Genomic DNA, 15,005 nt, shown 5'->3' on the forward strand with positions numbered 1-15,005 from the left:
GATTTACCTATTATCGCGAGGTTTTAAATTAAGATTTTTCGGTTTCTAATACTACTCTGATAAGTTCTTGAATTTCTCCGTCTAAAGGGAGCCTATTCATATCATTTATCAATTTGAATATTTCGTAGTATCTTGGATTATTGTTTTTTAAATCTTCTGCGTATTGAGCTCGTCTTTCTTTTTCAGCATTTATTCTAGACTCCAAGCGATTCATTTTAAACTCGAACCAATAACCAATTCTATCTGATGGCCCCATTATTTCAAGTTGCATTGTTAATATTTTAACATCAACAACTTCTTCGCACAAATGATCTAAATTTTCGTTTGTTGGTTTTCTATGATGCTTATTTATAGCTTGCATTAATTCACCAACTTCTTCGTGCCACATTTTAATTTGTTCTGCTTGCCCCCACAATTCTACAGCTTCTTTACATAATTCTATCGCTCTATACTGATCCATACTTTGCTTTTTTAGTTAGTTGTCCTTTTTGATTAGCATTTCTTTTCTTAAGCTGACTATTTTCAAGCAATAATTCCTCATTTCGTTTTCTAAAAAAATCCAGATCAGCCTGCATATCTACATAACTTTTACTCATGTTCTCTGCTGCATCTGCAATTCTAAGTAAAGCGGAAAGTTTTATCTGCTCAGAAGAAAAACTTTTACCTTCTTTTGCCTCTACAACAAATTCGGTTCGTGAAATATTTTTAAGTGTGGTTTTCTTCGACATGTGATTCTCGGCTTATTTCTTGGTTAGATATACTTAATAACGATAAATAACTTACATGCGGATTAAAAAGAGTTATTCCATTAACTTTAAATCCTTCCATTATTTCGTGTTCTACGGTTGCTTTAAATGCTGCAAAAGCAGTTTTAATAACTTCATCATCTGTCATGTGTTCAGATAAATACCATTTTCGTCCATGCCATTCCTGATTTTTTCCAGTTTTATTACATTTTGCATTGTAAGTGACCTGAATGAAAAATCTGCCTCGGCTGTACTTTTGATCTCTAGCTATTCTAAGCTTGAATGTTGTTCCGAAACACTCCATTGTTATTCCGGAACATATTCTTTTTAAATGGGCAGACATTATTTTGTTTCTTTATTGAAGTAAACTAAATAATAATATTGATCTCTTTCAGAATCATAACCCTTTTCAATTATCTGATTAGCTTTTTCAGGATCTGTAATGTCAATTTTAATTGTGACACCAGTGTCCAGGTTAATCACATTTTTGAATGATTTTCTGGCATCTGAAACTGCGGTATTTGAAATTTGGAAGTTTGATACATCTTCAATGCTATATTTGGCGCCCTGATCAACTTTATAGTTTTTGAATTCTGAAATCAAATCAGGATTCTCTAAAACTTCATTCAAGAAAATACTTTCTTCAAATTCGTCATTTTTGGCAAAGTAGTTTACCGATTTATTAAGGAACATCACTTCTTCTTTTTTGTCTTCGGCAGGCAATACAACATCTTTAGCAAAGTTTTGGCAGAATTTCAAATACTTTTTGGTCAAGAAATTTTCATCTTCAAAAGCATCTACAGACAAGAAATGCTCTAACCAGTAACGGGCATCATAACGATTGCTGTCAATTGAAAGAATCTTGTAGCCTTCTTCTTTTTTGTAATTGAAAATCAAGCATCCTTTGTCTAATTTGCTGAGGTTGATTCCTTGCTGCAAAATCATTTCTAAATGATCTCCATTTTCTTCAAACTTGATAAAATCGTCAAGAATTTCGCTTTTGAAAATACCTATTGCATCTACAACATTATTATCAATTGAAACATTTGTAATGTGAGCAATGATAACATCACCGTTTTTAATGTGTGGGTGATTTGACTGCTCATAAAGATGTTTTGTAATTTCTTGTGAAATTAAATGAAAGTGGTCAGGAGCATTAAAAACTCGCTGGACATTGTTATACATTTCGTTGTAGTCGATATCCACTTCATGAGCGAACTGAAAGTAATTTTCTTCTTTTTCGCGGAATGGCTTAAAGAAAAACTCTTTGATTAGCGGAAGAATTTCGTCGTTTAATTTGTATGGTTCGTTTGAAAGAAAAATTGCTTCGTTTCTACTTTTGTTGCCAACTCTATGAAGTGACAGAGTTTCTATCTGTGCGTTGAATAAATTTATCATGATTTTATAGTTTTGAAATGTTGTTTTAAATCTTTTTTGAATCTCTGAATACAATCTCTTGTTGTATGAGACACATAAATACCTTTAGAATATTTTGTATTATATTCTTCCAAAATATGATCAGAATTATCACTACAAAAACGATAACCATAAAAATCACAATACCAGTTTATTTTGTGCTTTAGATAGTTTATATCTCTATTTGCTTTAGGTTGATAATTTACTAATACTTCAAACTCTTTTCTAAATTTTATAATTCCTTCTTCGGTAATGTGATAGAAATTTAGGTTTGAATAATCTTGCTTATAAGCATATCCTTTTGTAACTAAATGATCTAGTGTTTCGTCACTTTCTATTTGATACCTATTTCTGTAAAATTCTAACGGGAGAGTTTTGTCTTTTTTCTTATCTGACATTACAGACTTGAATAAATCAATTCCTAAAGAATGAGATATAACATCTAATTCCTTTTTTGAATATTTAGTTTCATTCATTCGTTTTTAGATTTTAAGTTAGAGAGAACAAGGCATTACTATAGCTTTTATAGGCGTAGTGTAATCGCTATTATTTGAAGTAAAGAGAATGCATTTGTTTGCAGATGTGGTTTCCATCTTATAAATCCCTGTATTTGATTTCGGAATTCCAGATATCATCTTTTGCAAGACATTGATATTAACTCCAAGTTCTTTAGGTTTATCTGGATAGTCAGCAGGATTTACCATAACGTTTTCACTGTTCCATTTTGGATAAGTAAAATCTATGTATTTTCTTCTATAGATCATTTCTCCAAGAAAATGAATTTCTGCATAAGTGTCTGTAAGAATATATTCAAGCTCAATTGGGCCTTTTCTTTTTGATGGCAATGGAACCATATATCTTAATTTATTGAAATACTCTATTGGAACAATAACTCCTTCTTTGTCAGAATCATTTTCAATTATTTCAATTGGATAAGCTATTAATACATGTGCATCGGTTGCCACTAGTTTTGATTCTTTTAAGTCAATGTAGACTCCGGACATTGCTGGTCTTAATTCGTCTTTACAGACAACATTTTTAAGATGTGTGTATGTTACATCGGTTAAATTTTTAAATTTTACTAACATGATTTTCGTTTTTATGATTTCCCAATCGTTTTAAATTCCCCCGTCTCCGGGGGAGGTGCTTTATTACTCTGTATAAGTAATTGCTTTTACAGCCCACATTTGTGAGGTTTGTGCTTCTGTAATTGCAATTGAAGCCATTCTTTTAGATTCGTTTGCAATTGAAGGATTTTGATCATTTCTAAAGTCATTTAGAAAATCAATTACTTCTGCAAACTTTCTTTTTATTTGGTCTACACTTGAATTATGACTTGGATTAAATGTTAATCCGACTGCTTTTTCTCCAAAAGTCAATTCTCTTTTTTCTTCTGTTGTATTCTCCATATTTTAAATTAGCTTTAACCTAACCAAGCGAGGTTTAATTGATTTATATTCTAATTTTTTGTGTAAAAACATACTAATACGATTCGAGTTCCGACTGAAATTTCTGCGGGCCATTTTGAATGAAAAAGATTTGAATCATAAAGAACTCTTCTATTAGGAACGGCCCAAGCAATGTTAACCAAATCCCATTTCTTCAAGTCATTACTATCTTCTATCAGCAATCTGTCGAATTCTTCGTTGGTAACATTTTCTGGAAGCTTTAAGCCGTGTTTATGATGCTTCCAAAATGCAGTTCCGTTTACACTTGTTTCTGCACCTGTACTGATGTATAAAACAGAAGCCAATGCAGTTTTTTTGCCCTCTATGATGTTATCTGCATGAATACGCAGATCATTATCAAAATCTTTGTTTGCGCTTCGGATAAAAGTTAAATGCAGTTCGTGGTTTGGTATTTGCAGATATTCCAAAATAAAATCAGGAGTTGGCAAAACGCTAAATTCTTTTTCCCCACGTTTTACAATCTGGAACTGGTTGTGTTTACAGTACAGTTGCAGATATTCAAATACCTCTTCTGGTAAAAATTGCTCTTTAACTTTCATCTTAAAAAATTGTTTCGGTTTTTAATTCAGTTTGTTTTTTAAAAAATTCCAGGAGAATGTTTCGCTTGGCTCGTATTAAAATTTTACCCGATCTGCCAGAAACAATTCTTTCAAGATCAATTGTCAATGATTTTCTTTCTGCTGGAGTTTTAGCTTCTGTCTTTTCGTTTTCTTTTTTCAGCTGCTCTTTTGCTTCGGAAAGTTTTTGTTCGTAGTATTTTACAAGCGCTTCACTGCCTCTTGTTTTAATCTTTCCTTTCTCAACCAGAAAATCAAAAATGTATTCGGTAATTCCCTCAATTGTTCCAGTCTCTTTGTATTCGTCGAAGACACGGTTTACTGCATTCTTAACCATTTGCTCTTTCTCTTCTTCGGAAGGTTCTTTTTCTGAATCTTTAGCGGGTACGATATTGTGTTCTGTTTTGATTTTATGCTTGTAAACACGGTACTTTTTCAAAATTGCAGTTACATACTCGGCATTAAATTGTTGAAAATGTTCGGTCTTTTCTTCATAAACATTAAATCTTTCAAGTTCAAACGCTTTATAAATTTCCTCTAAAGTCAAATCGCTGTAATGAGTAAAAATCGCTTTAAGAATATCAGGCTGATGAAGTTTGTCAATACCTTTAAGTCCTGCTAGAACTGCTGCTTTTGTCATTGCAGCTGCAATTAATATTGCAAACTCAGGTTCAGTTTTTCTGTCTCTAAGTTTTACAAATCCAAAATTTTGCTTTAAAAAAGAAACAGCATGTACGCTACAACGATCTTCAATTTCTGCAATTTTCACAGATGCTCTTGCTTCTTGTTCCTGTGCGATTGCTAATTTGTCTACTTTGTACTCCATTTCTTTTATTATTTTGGAATTATCCAGTTACTCATACTTTCTTCAAATCCAGATTTTCTCATTCTTCCTGCAACAATTGGATCATCATCTATTTTTGGAGTTTTCTTTGAATCGTTTGAATTTTTTTCCCAAGTTCTAACACAAGCTTTCCAATCTTTCATTTTATTTTTTCCAACCATCCATCCTTTTCCTTGATAGAAATCGAAAAATTTATTAGCGTCTACAGAATTATTTCTCTCTGAACAGTAATCTTCAATTTCTTGAATTGTAGGAATTGAAAATTTTGAAATTTGCCTTTTTTCTTTTATTTCAATTACACTTTCAATTACACTTTCATTTTCATTTCCAATTACAGAGTTTGCTTCTATATTTGCTTTAGCAAAATTTTTAATGGATGTTTGAGTTTTTTTTCCTCCAGATTTTCCGCTTGAAGCTCTCTTTTTGCTGATTTCAGCATCTTTTACCATTCGTGAACATATAAGTGTGTCGCCATCAATTTCAAGTACTTTTTCATCGATTAATTCATAGAAATATTTTTCAATTTCAAGCAAATCAAAAGAAGAAAGTCTTGCAATTTGCGTAGCAAAATTTAATTGTTGCTTATTGCTTTGCTTGAATTTTTGCTTAAGCAAAATGATTCCGTAAGATTCTGATTTATGCATTAAGCACATGATTGAAATCATCAAACCGTGTGCTCCTGGACTACACATTTTTAATTTTGTGTTGTTCATCCAGTCATCAACATAAAGTGGCAAGTATGGTTGATCTGTTAGTGCCATAATTTTAAAAACAAAGCCCTTTAAAAAGACCGCCATCCACTCGGTCTTAATAAGGGCTTGTTGTCAAGGTTAAGTTTAACCTTTATGTCTTCTGTAGGGGATGGTCTACATATGGAATATTAAATTCTACGACACAAATGTATAAATAATTTACATTTAAAGTGTAATTTATTTACACTAAATTTTAAATAAAAAATGGATTTTAATGAATTCTAGTTCATTAGGAGTTAGAAATCCTTTTCCGATAATCATTACTCTGCCATCTTTTAGAGTGAATTTTACTTCTATTCCAATGTCTCTAAACAGAAAATAAACATTGCTTTCAGTTAAAGCAGGAATTATATAAAATTCAGGTTCCATAATTTGAAAAATTACAATTTATTAAAATGGCAGATCATCTGGCTCGTCCTCATTGACATTGGTTGCTGGAGCAAATGTCTGTGCATTGGTTTCTGCTTGGCGATTAAAATGTTGATCAACTGCGCTGTCGGGCCGATTAGAATTAGATGTTCCTGCGCCAAGCCTTTCAATCTTCCATGCGTTTAATCCAACATAGTATTTTCCATTGTATTCAGATCCTTTTATATTCACTGATACTTTAACATCTTCACCAACTTTATAATTGTTTAGTAATTCTGCTTTATCCTTTAGAAAGTCCATAGGAATATCACTTGAATACTGTTCGTCAGTTGTGATAACAATTTGTCTTTTTGAAAAACCGCTATCAAATGTTTGAATATCTCCTATAATCTTTATTTTTCCAGTTATTTCGGCCATTGGTTGTATGTTTTAAATGTTATTATGCTATGAATTACTGATTGTCTTGTTTTGAATTTAAGACATAGCTCTTTTATATTTCCATTTCCATTAATACCATCTTTTCCTTGTATTGCATGTTTTCGGATATACATTATGTCTGATTTGGTGAATCTTCGCCTTTTACTTATATTTTTCAATACTTCTACAGCATGTTTTTTATTTTCACTGGATGTGCACCATTCTAGTTCAGAAGCTCTATTATCGGTTTTAATTCCTTTTTTATGGTTTACTTCTGGTTTATTGTCAGGATTAGGAATAAATGCTTCAGCAACTAATCTATGAGCTTGAAAACCTTTTATTTTCTTTCGATAGTTTTACTGTTAGATAACCTTTCTTGTTTTTATACTGTGAAATGTTTCTTGGAATTCTAAATGAATAAGATTTAATGTTGCCCAAATCACTAACTTTATATAAACCTTCATAACCTTCAATATCTATCCAATTCTCCATAATTAAGGCTTAAAGTATGCTTGGAAACGCACTAATTCTGGATATTCTGGAGAACGAATTAAACCGTCTCCAGCACCTGCCAATGATTCAGCACCTCCCTCATCAATAACCACTTTTGAATCAACTTCCTTTGGAACACGGAAACAGATTTGAACAGGGAAGTTTACTTTTGCGTCACCAGTAATTACTTTTACAGATGCTCTTTGAGTTGCAGCAATAATTCTAAATCCCGCAGAACGTCCTTTTTGTAATAGAATTCGAAGATTTTCTTCTAAAGATTTGTCTCCGCCTAATGCTTTGCCACTTCTCGCCTGCGCTTGTGCATCAGCAAACTCGTCTGCAATAATTGCTTTAAAACCATGTTTTAGTCCTGATTTTACACGCACATTCATTTCTTCTACGGCTTCTATCAGAAACATTTCAATTTCGTAGATATCGCTGATAACTGTAACTCCTGGAATATTCATTTGAGCAAATTCATATTTTGGATCTAGAATTGTAATATCTTTTACTTTAGCAAGTTTCATATATTCAATAATAGACTTTAGAGCAACTGATTTTCCAGAACCAGTAGCACCACAAACGAGTACGTGAGGTGTAGAATGATTATTCAGGTCCCAGTGAATCACTTCTTCTAAATTGCTTTTTCCTATAGGGATTTTATAATCCACCAAGTCTTTCTTATTGAAAATAAGATCGCGTTCACGTTTCTTAGATACTTCTACTGCTAGATAAGATTTTCCTTCCCATACTGTAAGACTTGTGCTAATTCTTACACTTGGCACGTCTAAAGCATTCGCTATATCTAGTTTATGGGAAGCAATGTTTCCAATCTTAGTTCCTGCATCAATTTGAAGCAGATAAGTATTACTTGAATAACCGTCGAATATTTTTGCAACTTTTACAATAATTGCAAATCGGCGAAGAGAGTGCTCAATTTTTTCTTCTTGTGTCATATCTTTGTTTGAATAATCGTATTGAATAAATTCAGCAGCATTTTGCCTGAATTGCTTAATAACTTTTGGATTAATAGTTTTTATTCCAGTGTCTTTTATTTTTTTTAATCGTTGCTGAACCATTTCAGTTTTTGTTGGATCAACTCCAGTGAAATCTTCAACCTCAGAAATGAGTGTTTTGGTCCAGAATTCATATATCTCTGCTTTGTCAATGAAATTATCGCTATCATTCATTATATACACGTAATCTGGGTCATTTACTGCAGTAACTAAAGCCCTAAGACCTTCATAAAGCGATGCTTCATAGTATCTCCTTACATCCTCTGTAGACATATCCAAAACATATTTAACAAGTTGTGGCGTTTTATCTCTATTTTCAGATGATTTATTTTCAATAAACCAGACTTCATCTACTTTTACGCCAAATTCAGCTTCATAACCTTTAATATATGTGATAGCTTGTTTACCGTGAGAAAGTTTTATATCAGCTTCAGGTGTATAAGTCTGTTTAGATTTATTGTCTATTATAACAATTCTTCCGTCTTTAAGTTTTACTACAAGATCAGCTTTATAATAAAGAGGCAGTGGAATTTCTACACCGTTTATTGTTACAAAAATTTCTTTACCGTAATGTTCAACATCTAATATTTCTTCAATTTCATCGGTATAAACAAAAATGTCCTTCAAAAAATATTGAATCAGTTTAGAGGCCGTTTTGCAGGCTTCCTTAAAACAATCTTCAACAGTTGGATTAGTTTTCTGCAGTTTCCAGTCTCTAGGATCCATTTCCTCAATGTAATTGTAAGCTATTGTTTCTAGATCAACTAATTCTGGCAGTTTTTCAGCTTTCTCTTTAAATTGAATAAAATAATGCTGTAAAGCAGCGTGGTAAGCATTTCCAGCTACTGTAGTAGCTGATGATTTTGACTTATAACCATATACGTACTGCATTTCATAAGCCTTTTGGTTTCGGGAAAAAGTACCAACTGCAGAATATGACCAGCTATTCACTAAAAATTGAGAAAGATGGTTTTCAATTTGCTCAGGAGAATATGTGTTATAGATACTCATGATTATGGCATTGTATTTTTTGTAGTAGTTGCAGGCGAAGCGGATAATTCTCTTAATCTGTCAGAATACAATGTGTAGGTTTCTGTATCTTCTTCTGGAATATCCTTTTTTAGCTTTTCAAGAGCGTCCTTTGTTTTTGCTTGGTTAATTTTAATGCGAAGTTTGGCAGAATCAACTTTCTCGGCTTTTGAAGCATCATTTACTTTTTTAGCTCTGAAAATTAAATCTGCGGTTGAATCGCCGTCTTTTATAGCTTGACCATAACCAATTAGCGTTACAAGATCGTCAGATGTAATCGTTGATTTGTTTGGTTTACCAAATAGATTTAAAATTTCTTGTTCAGTTACTCCGTAAGTATTTAAGAAGCGTTCGAAGTAGTCATTGACTTTTTTTATTAGTTTTGTTTCGTCTGAAACATCTCCAATAATATAATCTTTAGCAGATTTTAGAACTTTATCTACAACGGCTTTAGGAATAACTTTTAATATTGCATTTCTTAATGAAATCGAATTTGCAGCATTTCCTGTTACTGTAATCATATCGTCATTCATTCTGCCATTTTTCGTCATTATTGACCTTTTTACCTCCTGCTCAATTGCAATATTTTTTTGCAGGTCAAAACATATACCTCTAGATGTAATGTTTTTTCCATCAATATCTGTTATTTTAGAACTAATTCTTAAATTACCCCAATTCTGGGCTAAAATAAGCGCAAGATGGATAGATGGTCCGTTTATGGTTTTACCACCACGTGGTAAAGCATAATTACAGCTTTGCGCAGTTTCTAAATCCATAGTTACTGTTGCAATAGAATCGTTTACAGCTTGCTTAATATCCCTAGGATAATGTTTTGCTGTCGCAATTTGGGTGTCAATTTGAGCTTTTTCCTGCTGATAGATCAATTCTGTGTTTGGCTCAGTTGTAATGATTTCGGTTTCGTGTACCATGGTTTTTATAATTTACATCGTTATACTTTAGTTGCTAGAATGCATAATGCAATTCCTAAGAAGAAGGCGAAAATCATCCAAGCGCATCCTTTTTCTGGTTCATCTGATTCAGGGATTAATCTTCCCATTTCTTTATGTCTTTTAGAGTTATAATTTTTGCTTTTTTATTAAATGCATTTTCAATTAAGGAAATGGCATGCTGTAAAGATTCCTTGTCTAAAAAATAGAAAGTTTTGATTTTTGTATTTAAAAGCAGATATGTTTTAGAATCTAAATCCTCAACGCTAGCTTCTAATTCAGTGTAACCCTGCTTAATTAAGAATTTAGCAGTTTTTTGTTTTTTACGGGAAATAATTACGTGTCTTGCCATACTATTTTTTCTTATTTTGGTTAGTATAATTGTCAATTTGTTCTTGTGTCATAAGCCAGCTCTTCCCTGTTTTTGATGCTTCCATAACTCCCAGTTTAATGTGATTTCTTATAGTCCAAGGTGTGGAATGTGTCAAGTCAGCAACTTGTTTAACTGTAAAGAACTTTTGCTTTTCTTCGGTTTTTGTTAATGAGCGTTCTTCACAAATATCAGCAGCTCTTTCTGCTATAGTATTCATTTGCTCTTCACTTAATTCAATTTTTAATATTTCCATAGCGGTTAGGTTGTTTATTTAGTAAATACAATTGAACATGATTAATGGGGAAAAACACCCTTTTTTATTTGTAATATCTTATTTATGAGATTTTTCATCTACATTTGCACTTTTATTGGTTTTTATTAGTTTGTATTAAAAACAACAATCAAAATGAATAAGTTTTTATTTGTTTTCGTTGAAACAAATATAGTAAATAAATCTTCTAATAAACAAATTTAAAGTGGATAAATCTTCTAATATTAAAGAAAGGATTTTGCAAATAGCCGAAATCAAAGGGATTGCAAAGGAAAAATTTTTTGAAAACATCGGTATGACTTATGGCAATTTTAAGGGTAAATCAAAATTAACGCCCATAAATTCCAATGCAATAGAAGATATAATTACCAATTATCCAGATATTAATATTGAATGGCTTTTAATAGGCAAAGGAAATATGCTTAAGAACACTGCTGATGAAAATGGTTTGTCGGTAAGAAAATTGAAGACAGATAAAATTATTGATAACCAAGATATACCTCTTTACGATGTACAAGTGGCAGCAGGTGTTGTCGATCTCTTTGCGGGCGCTCAAAAGCAAATACCAATTGACTACATAAGAATTCCTAAACTTCCTAAGTGCGATGGCGCATTATATGTTACTGGCGATAGCATGTACCCATTATTAAAAAGTGGGGATATAGTAATGTATAAAGAAATAAATAACATTCAACATAATATAATCTGGGGAGAAATGTATTTAGCTTATGTCAACAATGACGGAAACGAGTATTTCTTTACTAAATTCATTAAAAAATCAGAAAGGGAAGGTTACGTTCAATTTGTTTCACAGAATCAACATCATCAAACTGTTGAATTTCCTATAAGTAGCATAAAAGCTTTAGCCTTAGTCAAAGCATCCATTAGAATTAATTCCCAACTATAAATAAATCTATTAATTAAAATTAAAAATTATGAAAAAAGCATTACTTGGTCTGAGTTTTTTTTTAATGCTGTCATGCTCAAGTGACGATGAAAAAAAAATAAGCTCAAATGAAATTGTTGGAAAATGGCATCTTGTAGATATTTTAGAAAACGGAAAACCAATTTCTGGCTATTCTTGTAACAAGGAGTTAGATATTACTGAATTTAAGTCAGATGGATCATCTGTAACAAAATATTCAGATAAAAATTCCAGTAACGTTTGCGTTCAGTATTCTGAAAGCGGTACTTATACTGTTGTGGATAATATTTTAACGGATACTCAAAAAAATGGAAATGTTACAATATATGAAGCAAAATACAAGATAAAAGAACTTACAAGTACTTCACTAAAGTTAGAATCTATTTCTGTTTTTGAAACAAATAATGATGGAAGCAATCCGAATACTGATAATTACTCAGAAGGACAAAGTGTTAATGTATATAACCGCATTAATTAACATAATATGAAAAAAGCATTATTTATTTTAGCGATCTCTTGTATATTATCATGCTCCAAAGATGATAATTATTGTCCAAATGGAAAAATAAAAGGACATAGTACTATCCAAGACAGGAGCTTTATTACTCTTGACAATGGGAAGGAAATAACAATTAATGCAAGTGATTTTGATAAATACCCTATCAACACATGTTACGAACCAGCTAAATAAGCTGGTTTTTTATTGTTTTTTGTAGAAAAGTTGTCGGGCAATTGTCGGGAAAATGGCGAAAGAAAAAAGCGTAAACCCTTGTATTTAAAGGCTTACGCTTTTGATTAAGTGAACGCAGAAGGATTCGAACCTTCGACCGCCTGCTTAGAAGGCAGGTGCTCTATCCAGCTGAGCTATGCGTCCATTATTTCAATTGTAGTCGGGGTGGCAGGATTCGAACCTGCGGCCTCCTGCTCCCAAAGCAGGCGCGATAACCGGGCTACGCTACACCCCGAGGCAAAATTTAAGCGGAGAGACAGGGACTCGAACCCTGGCGACGGTTACCCGTCGACAGATTAGCAATCTGCTCCATTACCGCTCTGGCACCTCTCCTTGCTAGTGGAATTGCTTCCGTTTTGCGAGTGCAAATGTATAACAACATTCCTTTTCTCACAAGCTTTTTTTTGAGTTTTTTTAGTTTTTTTTTATCTTTTTTCAAAAACACTTCACAATCAAACAAATAGAATTAACAAAAATTTCACCTTAAATTTAAAATCACCCCTATTCAATACAAAATTTGAATTTATTCAAATAAACATTAAATTTGCTTACTAACTATTATTAAACAGAAAATGAACAAAAGAGTTGTTATCGTTTCTGCCGTTAGAACACCTATCGGAAGTTTCATGGGCGGGTTATCTACTGTACCTGCACCAAAATTAGGCGCTGCTGCTATAAAAGGAGCCCTTTCAAAAATTAACCTTGACCCAAAATTAGTCGATGAAGTTTTCATGGGGAATGTAATTCAGGCAGGTGTCGGACAAGCGCCAGCACGTCAAGCAGCACTTTTTGCTGGTCTGTCTGAAGAAGTTGCTGCTACAACAGTAAACAAAGTATGTGCTTCTGGAATGAAAGCCGTAATGTTCGCTGCTCAAGCAATCGCATGCGGTGACGCTGAAATTGTAGTGGCGGGTGGAATGGAAAGTATGAGTTTGATTCCACATTATGTACAAATGCGTGCCGGAAACAAATTTGGTCCAGCAACAATGTTGGACGGAATGCAGAAAGATGGCTTAACAGATGCTTACGACAATAACGCAATGGGAGTTTGCGCTGATTTGTGTGCTTCTGAATATAAAATCACTCGTGAAGAACAAGACGCTTTCGCAATTCAATCTTATGAAAGAAGTGCAAAAGCTTGGGACGCTGGAAAATTCGACAATGAAGTTGTTCCTGTTGAAGTTCCTCAAAGACGTGGCGAGCCAGTTATCTTTTCAAAAGACGAAGAATATACTAATGTGAAATTAGATAAAATTCCTTCTTTAGCACCAGTTTTTACAAAAGACGGAACTGTAACCGCAGCAAATGCTTCTACAATTAATGACGGAGCTGCAGCTTTGGTCTTAATGTCTGAAGAAAAAGCAAATGCATTAGGGTTAAAACCTCTTGCTTACATAAAAGGTTACGCAGATGCTGCTCAAGAACCGAAATGGTTTACAACAAGTCCGGCAAAAGCATTACCAAAAGCTTTAGACAAAGCAGGAATTTCAATTTCAGATGTTGATTTCTTCGAATTTAACGAAGCTTTCTCTGTAGTTGGATTAGCCAATGCAAAAATATTAAACCTTGATAACAATAAAGTAAACGTAAACGGTGGCGCTGTTTCTTTAGGACATCCTCTTGGAGCTTCTGGAGCACGTATTATTGTAACTTTACTAAATGTTTTAGAACAAAACAATGCAAAAACTGGAGCTGCTGCAATCTGCAACGGTGGCGGTGGCGCATCGGCAATTGTTATCGAAAGAGCGTAAAACAATATCTTAAAAAATCAGGAGTTATGTTTATAACTCCTGATTTTCAACTAATAAATTTCCTTAAATGTTTGGAATTTGCAATCTAGCCATAGTACCTGTTCGAGCTGAAGCCAGCGACAGAAGTGAAATTGTTACACAGCTCTTGTTTGGCGAGCATATCGAAATTTTAGAACGCCATAATCAATGGGCGCGAATCAGAATTCAATACGATGATTACGAAGGCTGGGTAGATTCTAAACAATATCAGGAAATTACTAAAGAGCAATTTGATCTTTTGAGTAAAGAGTCGATTATTTTAAATGCAGATTTAATTGATTATATCACGGCACCAAATAACCTATTGCTTCCTATTCCGTTTGGAGCATCACTGTCTTTTTTAAACAACAGCGAAATCAATACTTCAAATTTTGATTTTGAAGGAACTAAAACCAGTGGCATCAAACCCAAAAGCGCTTTAATCAAAACTGCTTTTATGTATTTGAATGCTCCGTATTTATGGGGCGGAAAAACACCTTTCGGAATTGACTGTTCTGGATTTACTCAAATGGTTTACAAATTAAACGGATATAAAATTCATCGCGATGCCTCTCAACAAGCACTAGAAGGAGATCCGTTAAGTTTCATTGAAGAATGCGAACCAGGCGATTTAGCTTTCTTTGATAATGACGAAGGAAACATTACCCATGTCGGCATCATAATGGAAAATAATTACATCATTCACGCAAGTGGAAAAGTACGTATTGACCGTTTGGACCACACTGGAATTTACAATCCCGAATTAAACAAGCACACTCACAAACTTCGTGTTATCAAAAAAATTATCTAATTAAAGTACACGGATAAAACAGATTCGCTTTGCGAAAACGCAGATTTGTACTGATTTCTTTTTTCTCTCGCA

Annotated in this window: 23 protein-coding genes and 3 tRNA genes; 5 read left to right on the forward strand and 21 right to left on the reverse strand. The window is 33.1% G+C overall.

The window, feature by feature from the left end; genetic code table 11:
• Window positions 1–28: 28 nt before the first annotated feature.
• The 18 genes from ACNRYB_RS20725 to ACNRYB_RS20810 form a co-directional block, all read right to left on the reverse strand.
• On the reverse strand, window positions 29–460 hold the full coding sequence (locus ACNRYB_RS20725; RefSeq protein ID WP_473728585.1) for a hypothetical protein: 432 nt from the start codon (window positions 458–460) through the stop codon (window positions 29–31).
• A complete protein-coding gene (locus ACNRYB_RS20730) occupies window positions 447–728 on the reverse strand; it encodes a hypothetical protein (RefSeq protein WP_473728586.1) in 282 nt (93 codons plus the stop codon). Before ACNRYB_RS20730 ends, ACNRYB_RS20725 begins: the two co-directional genes overlap by 14 nt.
• Window positions 706–1,089, reverse strand: a complete 384-nt coding sequence (locus ACNRYB_RS20735; RefSeq protein ID WP_473728587.1) for a hypothetical protein — start codon at window positions 1,087–1,089, stop codon at window positions 706–708. The genes ACNRYB_RS20730 and ACNRYB_RS20735 overlap by 23 nt, the downstream gene beginning before the upstream one ends.
• Window positions 1,089–2,144, reverse strand: coding sequence for a nucleoid-associated protein (locus ACNRYB_RS20740; protein WP_473728588.1), 1,056 nt, complete (start codon window positions 2,142–2,144; stop codon window positions 1,089–1,091). The genes ACNRYB_RS20735 and ACNRYB_RS20740 overlap by 1 nt, the downstream gene beginning before the upstream one ends.
• Entirely contained in the window at window positions 2,141–2,638 is a 498-nt protein-coding gene (locus tag ACNRYB_RS20745; protein ID WP_473728589.1) for a hypothetical protein, read from the reverse strand. Before ACNRYB_RS20745 ends, ACNRYB_RS20740 begins: the two co-directional genes overlap by 4 nt.
• Before the next feature lie 18 nt (window positions 2,639–2,656).
• Window positions 2,657–3,250, reverse strand: a complete 594-nt coding sequence (locus ACNRYB_RS20750; RefSeq protein ID WP_473728590.1) for a hypothetical protein — start codon at window positions 3,248–3,250, stop codon at window positions 2,657–2,659.
• A 63-nt stretch (window positions 3,251–3,313) separates the two neighbouring features.
• Window positions 3,314–3,571 carry an Acb2/Tad1 domain-containing protein gene (locus ACNRYB_RS20755; RefSeq protein ID WP_473728591.1) on the reverse strand — a complete coding sequence of 86 codons (258 nt, stop codon included), beginning with the start codon at window positions 3,569–3,571 and terminating at the stop codon, window positions 3,314–3,316.
• Window positions 3,572–3,621: 50 nt separating this feature from the next.
• Entirely contained in the window at window positions 3,622–4,170 is a 549-nt protein-coding gene (locus ACNRYB_RS20760) for a hypothetical protein (RefSeq protein WP_473728592.1), read from the reverse strand.
• A gap of 1 nt (window position 4,171) precedes the next feature.
• Complete coding sequence (locus ACNRYB_RS20765; RefSeq protein WP_473728593.1) at window positions 4,172–5,014, reverse strand: hypothetical protein; 843 nt, start codon at window positions 5,012–5,014, stop codon at window positions 4,172–4,174.
• An 8-nt stretch (window positions 5,015–5,022) separates the two neighbouring features.
• On the reverse strand, window positions 5,023–5,793 hold the full coding sequence (locus tag ACNRYB_RS20770) for a hypothetical protein (RefSeq protein WP_473728594.1): 771 nt from the start codon (window positions 5,791–5,793) through the stop codon (window positions 5,023–5,025).
• Between the two features lie 177 nt (window positions 5,794–5,970).
• A complete protein-coding gene (locus ACNRYB_RS20775; protein ID WP_473728595.1) occupies window positions 5,971–6,153 on the reverse strand; it encodes a hypothetical protein in 183 nt (60 codons plus the stop codon).
• A 21-nt stretch (window positions 6,154–6,174) separates the two neighbouring features.
• Entirely contained in the window at window positions 6,175–6,570 is a 396-nt protein-coding gene (locus ACNRYB_RS20780) for a DUF3127 domain-containing protein (protein ID WP_473728596.1), read from the reverse strand.
• Window positions 6,558–6,911 (reverse strand): HNH endonuclease, encoded by a 354-nt coding sequence (locus ACNRYB_RS20785; RefSeq protein ID WP_473730261.1) that lies wholly within the window; start codon window positions 6,909–6,911, stop codon window positions 6,558–6,560. Before ACNRYB_RS20785 ends, ACNRYB_RS20780 begins: the two co-directional genes overlap by 13 nt.
• Window positions 6,889–7,062, reverse strand: coding sequence for an NUMOD4 domain-containing protein (locus ACNRYB_RS20790; RefSeq protein ID WP_473728597.1), 174 nt, complete (start codon window positions 7,060–7,062; stop codon window positions 6,889–6,891). Before ACNRYB_RS20790 ends, ACNRYB_RS20785 begins: the two co-directional genes overlap by 23 nt.
• A 2-nt stretch (window positions 7,063–7,064) precedes the next feature.
• Window positions 7,065–9,089 carry a DNA translocase FtsK gene (locus tag ACNRYB_RS20795; protein WP_473728598.1) on the reverse strand — a complete coding sequence of 675 codons (2,025 nt, stop codon included), beginning with the start codon at window positions 9,087–9,089 and terminating at the stop codon, window positions 7,065–7,067.
• Between the two features lie 2 nt (window positions 9,090–9,091).
• Window positions 9,092–10,036 (reverse strand): hypothetical protein, encoded by a 945-nt coding sequence (locus ACNRYB_RS20800; RefSeq protein ID WP_473728599.1) that lies wholly within the window; start codon window positions 10,034–10,036, stop codon window positions 9,092–9,094.
• A 115-nt stretch (window positions 10,037–10,151) separates the two neighbouring features.
• Window positions 10,152–10,406 carry a hypothetical protein gene (locus ACNRYB_RS20805; RefSeq protein WP_473728600.1) on the reverse strand — a complete coding sequence of 85 codons (255 nt, stop codon included), beginning with the start codon at window positions 10,404–10,406 and terminating at the stop codon, window positions 10,152–10,154.
• Between the two features lies 1 nt (window position 10,407).
• Window positions 10,408–10,680: a hypothetical protein gene (locus ACNRYB_RS20810; RefSeq protein WP_473728601.1), complete on the reverse strand. Its 273-nt coding sequence runs from the start codon at window positions 10,678–10,680 to the stop codon at window positions 10,408–10,410.
• Between the two features lie 223 nt (window positions 10,681–10,903).
• Between ACNRYB_RS20810 and ACNRYB_RS20815 the strand changes: the two genes are divergently transcribed.
• The 3 genes from ACNRYB_RS20815 to ACNRYB_RS20825 are packed head-to-tail and all read left to right on the forward strand — an operon-like array spanning window position 10,904 to window position 12,314.
• The gene (locus ACNRYB_RS20815; protein ID WP_473728602.1) at window positions 10,904–11,605 is read left to right on the forward strand and encodes a S24 family peptidase; all 702 of its coding nucleotides are present in this window, start codon (window positions 10,904–10,906) and stop codon (window positions 11,603–11,605) included.
• Between the two features lie 28 nt (window positions 11,606–11,633).
• A complete protein-coding gene (locus tag ACNRYB_RS20820; protein WP_473728603.1) occupies window positions 11,634–12,101 on the forward strand; it encodes a lipocalin-like domain-containing protein in 468 nt (155 codons plus the stop codon).
• Between the two features lie 6 nt (window positions 12,102–12,107).
• On the forward strand, window positions 12,108–12,314 hold the full coding sequence (locus ACNRYB_RS20825; RefSeq protein WP_473728604.1) for a hypothetical protein: 207 nt from the start codon (window positions 12,108–12,110) through the stop codon (window positions 12,312–12,314).
• 109 nt (window positions 12,315–12,423) lie between these two features.
• Here the strand turns inward: ACNRYB_RS20825 and ACNRYB_RS20830 are convergent.
• The 3 genes from ACNRYB_RS20830 to ACNRYB_RS20840 all read right to left on the reverse strand — a co-directional run bounded on the left by ACNRYB_RS20830 (window position 12,424) and on the right by ACNRYB_RS20840 (window position 12,686).
• Window positions 12,424–12,497 (reverse strand) — tRNA-Arg (locus ACNRYB_RS20830).
• A gap of 16 nt (window positions 12,498–12,513) precedes the next feature.
• A tRNA-Pro gene (locus tag ACNRYB_RS20835) sits at window positions 12,514–12,588 on the reverse strand.
• Window positions 12,589–12,602: 14 nt separating this feature from the next.
• Window positions 12,603–12,686, reverse strand: a tRNA-Ser gene (locus ACNRYB_RS20840).
• 239 nt (window positions 12,687–12,925) lie between these two features.
• On the opposite strand from ACNRYB_RS20840, the gene ACNRYB_RS20845 reads away from it, so the two are divergent.
• Both ACNRYB_RS20845 and ACNRYB_RS20850 read left to right on the forward strand, forming a co-directional pair.
• Window positions 12,926–14,104: an acetyl-CoA C-acyltransferase gene (locus tag ACNRYB_RS20845; protein ID WP_473728605.1), complete on the forward strand. Its 1,179-nt coding sequence runs from the start codon at window positions 12,926–12,928 to the stop codon at window positions 14,102–14,104.
• Window positions 14,105–14,171: 67 nt separating this feature from the next.
• Entirely contained in the window at window positions 14,172–14,933 is a 762-nt protein-coding gene (locus tag ACNRYB_RS20850; RefSeq protein WP_473728606.1) for a C40 family peptidase, read from the forward strand.
• Window positions 14,934–15,005: the final 72 nt, after the last annotated feature.

It is taken from the genome of Flavobacterium sp. CR10 (assembly GCF_055814415.1).

Bases quoted from the DNA above. Each gene is read 5' to 3' on its own strand.
- ACNRYB_RS20725 (WP_473728585.1), bottom strand. From the start codon at position 460: ATGGATCAGTATAGAGCGATAGAATTATGTAAAGAAGCTGTAGAATTG.
- ACNRYB_RS20730 (WP_473728586.1), bottom strand. From the start codon at position 728: ATGTCGAAGAAAACCACACTTAAAAATATTTCACGAACCGAATTTGTT.
- ACNRYB_RS20735 (WP_473728587.1), bottom strand. From the start codon at position 1,089: ATGTCTGCCCATTTAAAAAGAATATGTTCCGGAATAACAATGGAGTGT.
- ACNRYB_RS20740 (WP_473728588.1), bottom strand. From the start codon at position 2,144: ATGATAAATTTATTCAACGCACAGATAGAAACTCTGTCACTTCATAGA.
- ACNRYB_RS20745 (WP_473728589.1), bottom strand. From the start codon at position 2,638: ATGAATGAAACTAAATATTCAAAAAAGGAATTAGATGTTATATCTCAT.
- ACNRYB_RS20750 (WP_473728590.1), bottom strand. From the start codon at position 3,250: ATGTTAGTAAAATTTAAAAATTTAACCGATGTAACATACACACATCTT.
- ACNRYB_RS20755 (WP_473728591.1), bottom strand. From the start codon at position 3,571: ATGGAGAATACAACAGAAGAAAAAAGAGAATTGACTTTTGGAGAAAAA.
- ACNRYB_RS20760 (WP_473728592.1), bottom strand. From the start codon at position 4,170: ATGAAAGTTAAAGAGCAATTTTTACCAGAAGAGGTATTTGAATATCTG.
- ACNRYB_RS20765 (WP_473728593.1), bottom strand. From the start codon at position 5,014: ATGGAGTACAAAGTAGACAAATTAGCAATCGCACAGGAACAAGAAGCA.
- ACNRYB_RS20770 (WP_473728594.1), bottom strand. From the start codon at position 5,793: ATGGCACTAACAGATCAACCATACTTGCCACTTTATGTTGATGACTGG.
- ACNRYB_RS20775 (WP_473728595.1), bottom strand. From the start codon at position 6,153: ATGGAACCTGAATTTTATATAATTCCTGCTTTAACTGAAAGCAATGTT.
- ACNRYB_RS20780 (WP_473728596.1), bottom strand. From the start codon at position 6,570: ATGGCCGAAATAACTGGAAAAATAAAGATTATAGGAGATATTCAAACA.
- ACNRYB_RS20790 (WP_473728597.1), bottom strand. From the start codon at position 7,062: ATGGAGAATTGGATAGATATTGAAGGTTATGAAGGTTTATATAAAGTT.
- ACNRYB_RS20795 (WP_473728598.1), bottom strand. From the start codon at position 9,089: ATGAGTATCTATAACACATATTCTCCTGAGCAAATTGAAAACCATCTT.
- ACNRYB_RS20800 (WP_473728599.1), bottom strand. From the start codon at position 10,036: ATGGTACACGAAACCGAAATCATTACAACTGAGCCAAACACAGAATTG.
- ACNRYB_RS20805 (WP_473728600.1), bottom strand. From the start codon at position 10,406: ATGGCAAGACACGTAATTATTTCCCGTAAAAAACAAAAAACTGCTAAA.
- ACNRYB_RS20810 (WP_473728601.1), bottom strand. From the start codon at position 10,680: ATGGAAATATTAAAAATTGAATTAAGTGAAGAGCAAATGAATACTATA.
- ACNRYB_RS20820 (WP_473728603.1), top strand. From the start codon at position 11,634: ATGAAAAAAGCATTACTTGGTCTGAGTTTTTTTTTAATGCTGTCATGC.
- ACNRYB_RS20825 (WP_473728604.1), top strand. From the start codon at position 12,108: ATGAAAAAAGCATTATTTATTTTAGCGATCTCTTGTATATTATCATGC.
- ACNRYB_RS20845 (WP_473728605.1), top strand. From the start codon at position 12,926: ATGAACAAAAGAGTTGTTATCGTTTCTGCCGTTAGAACACCTATCGGA.
- ACNRYB_RS20850 (WP_473728606.1), top strand. From the start codon at position 14,172: ATGTTTGGAATTTGCAATCTAGCCATAGTACCTGTTCGAGCTGAAGCC.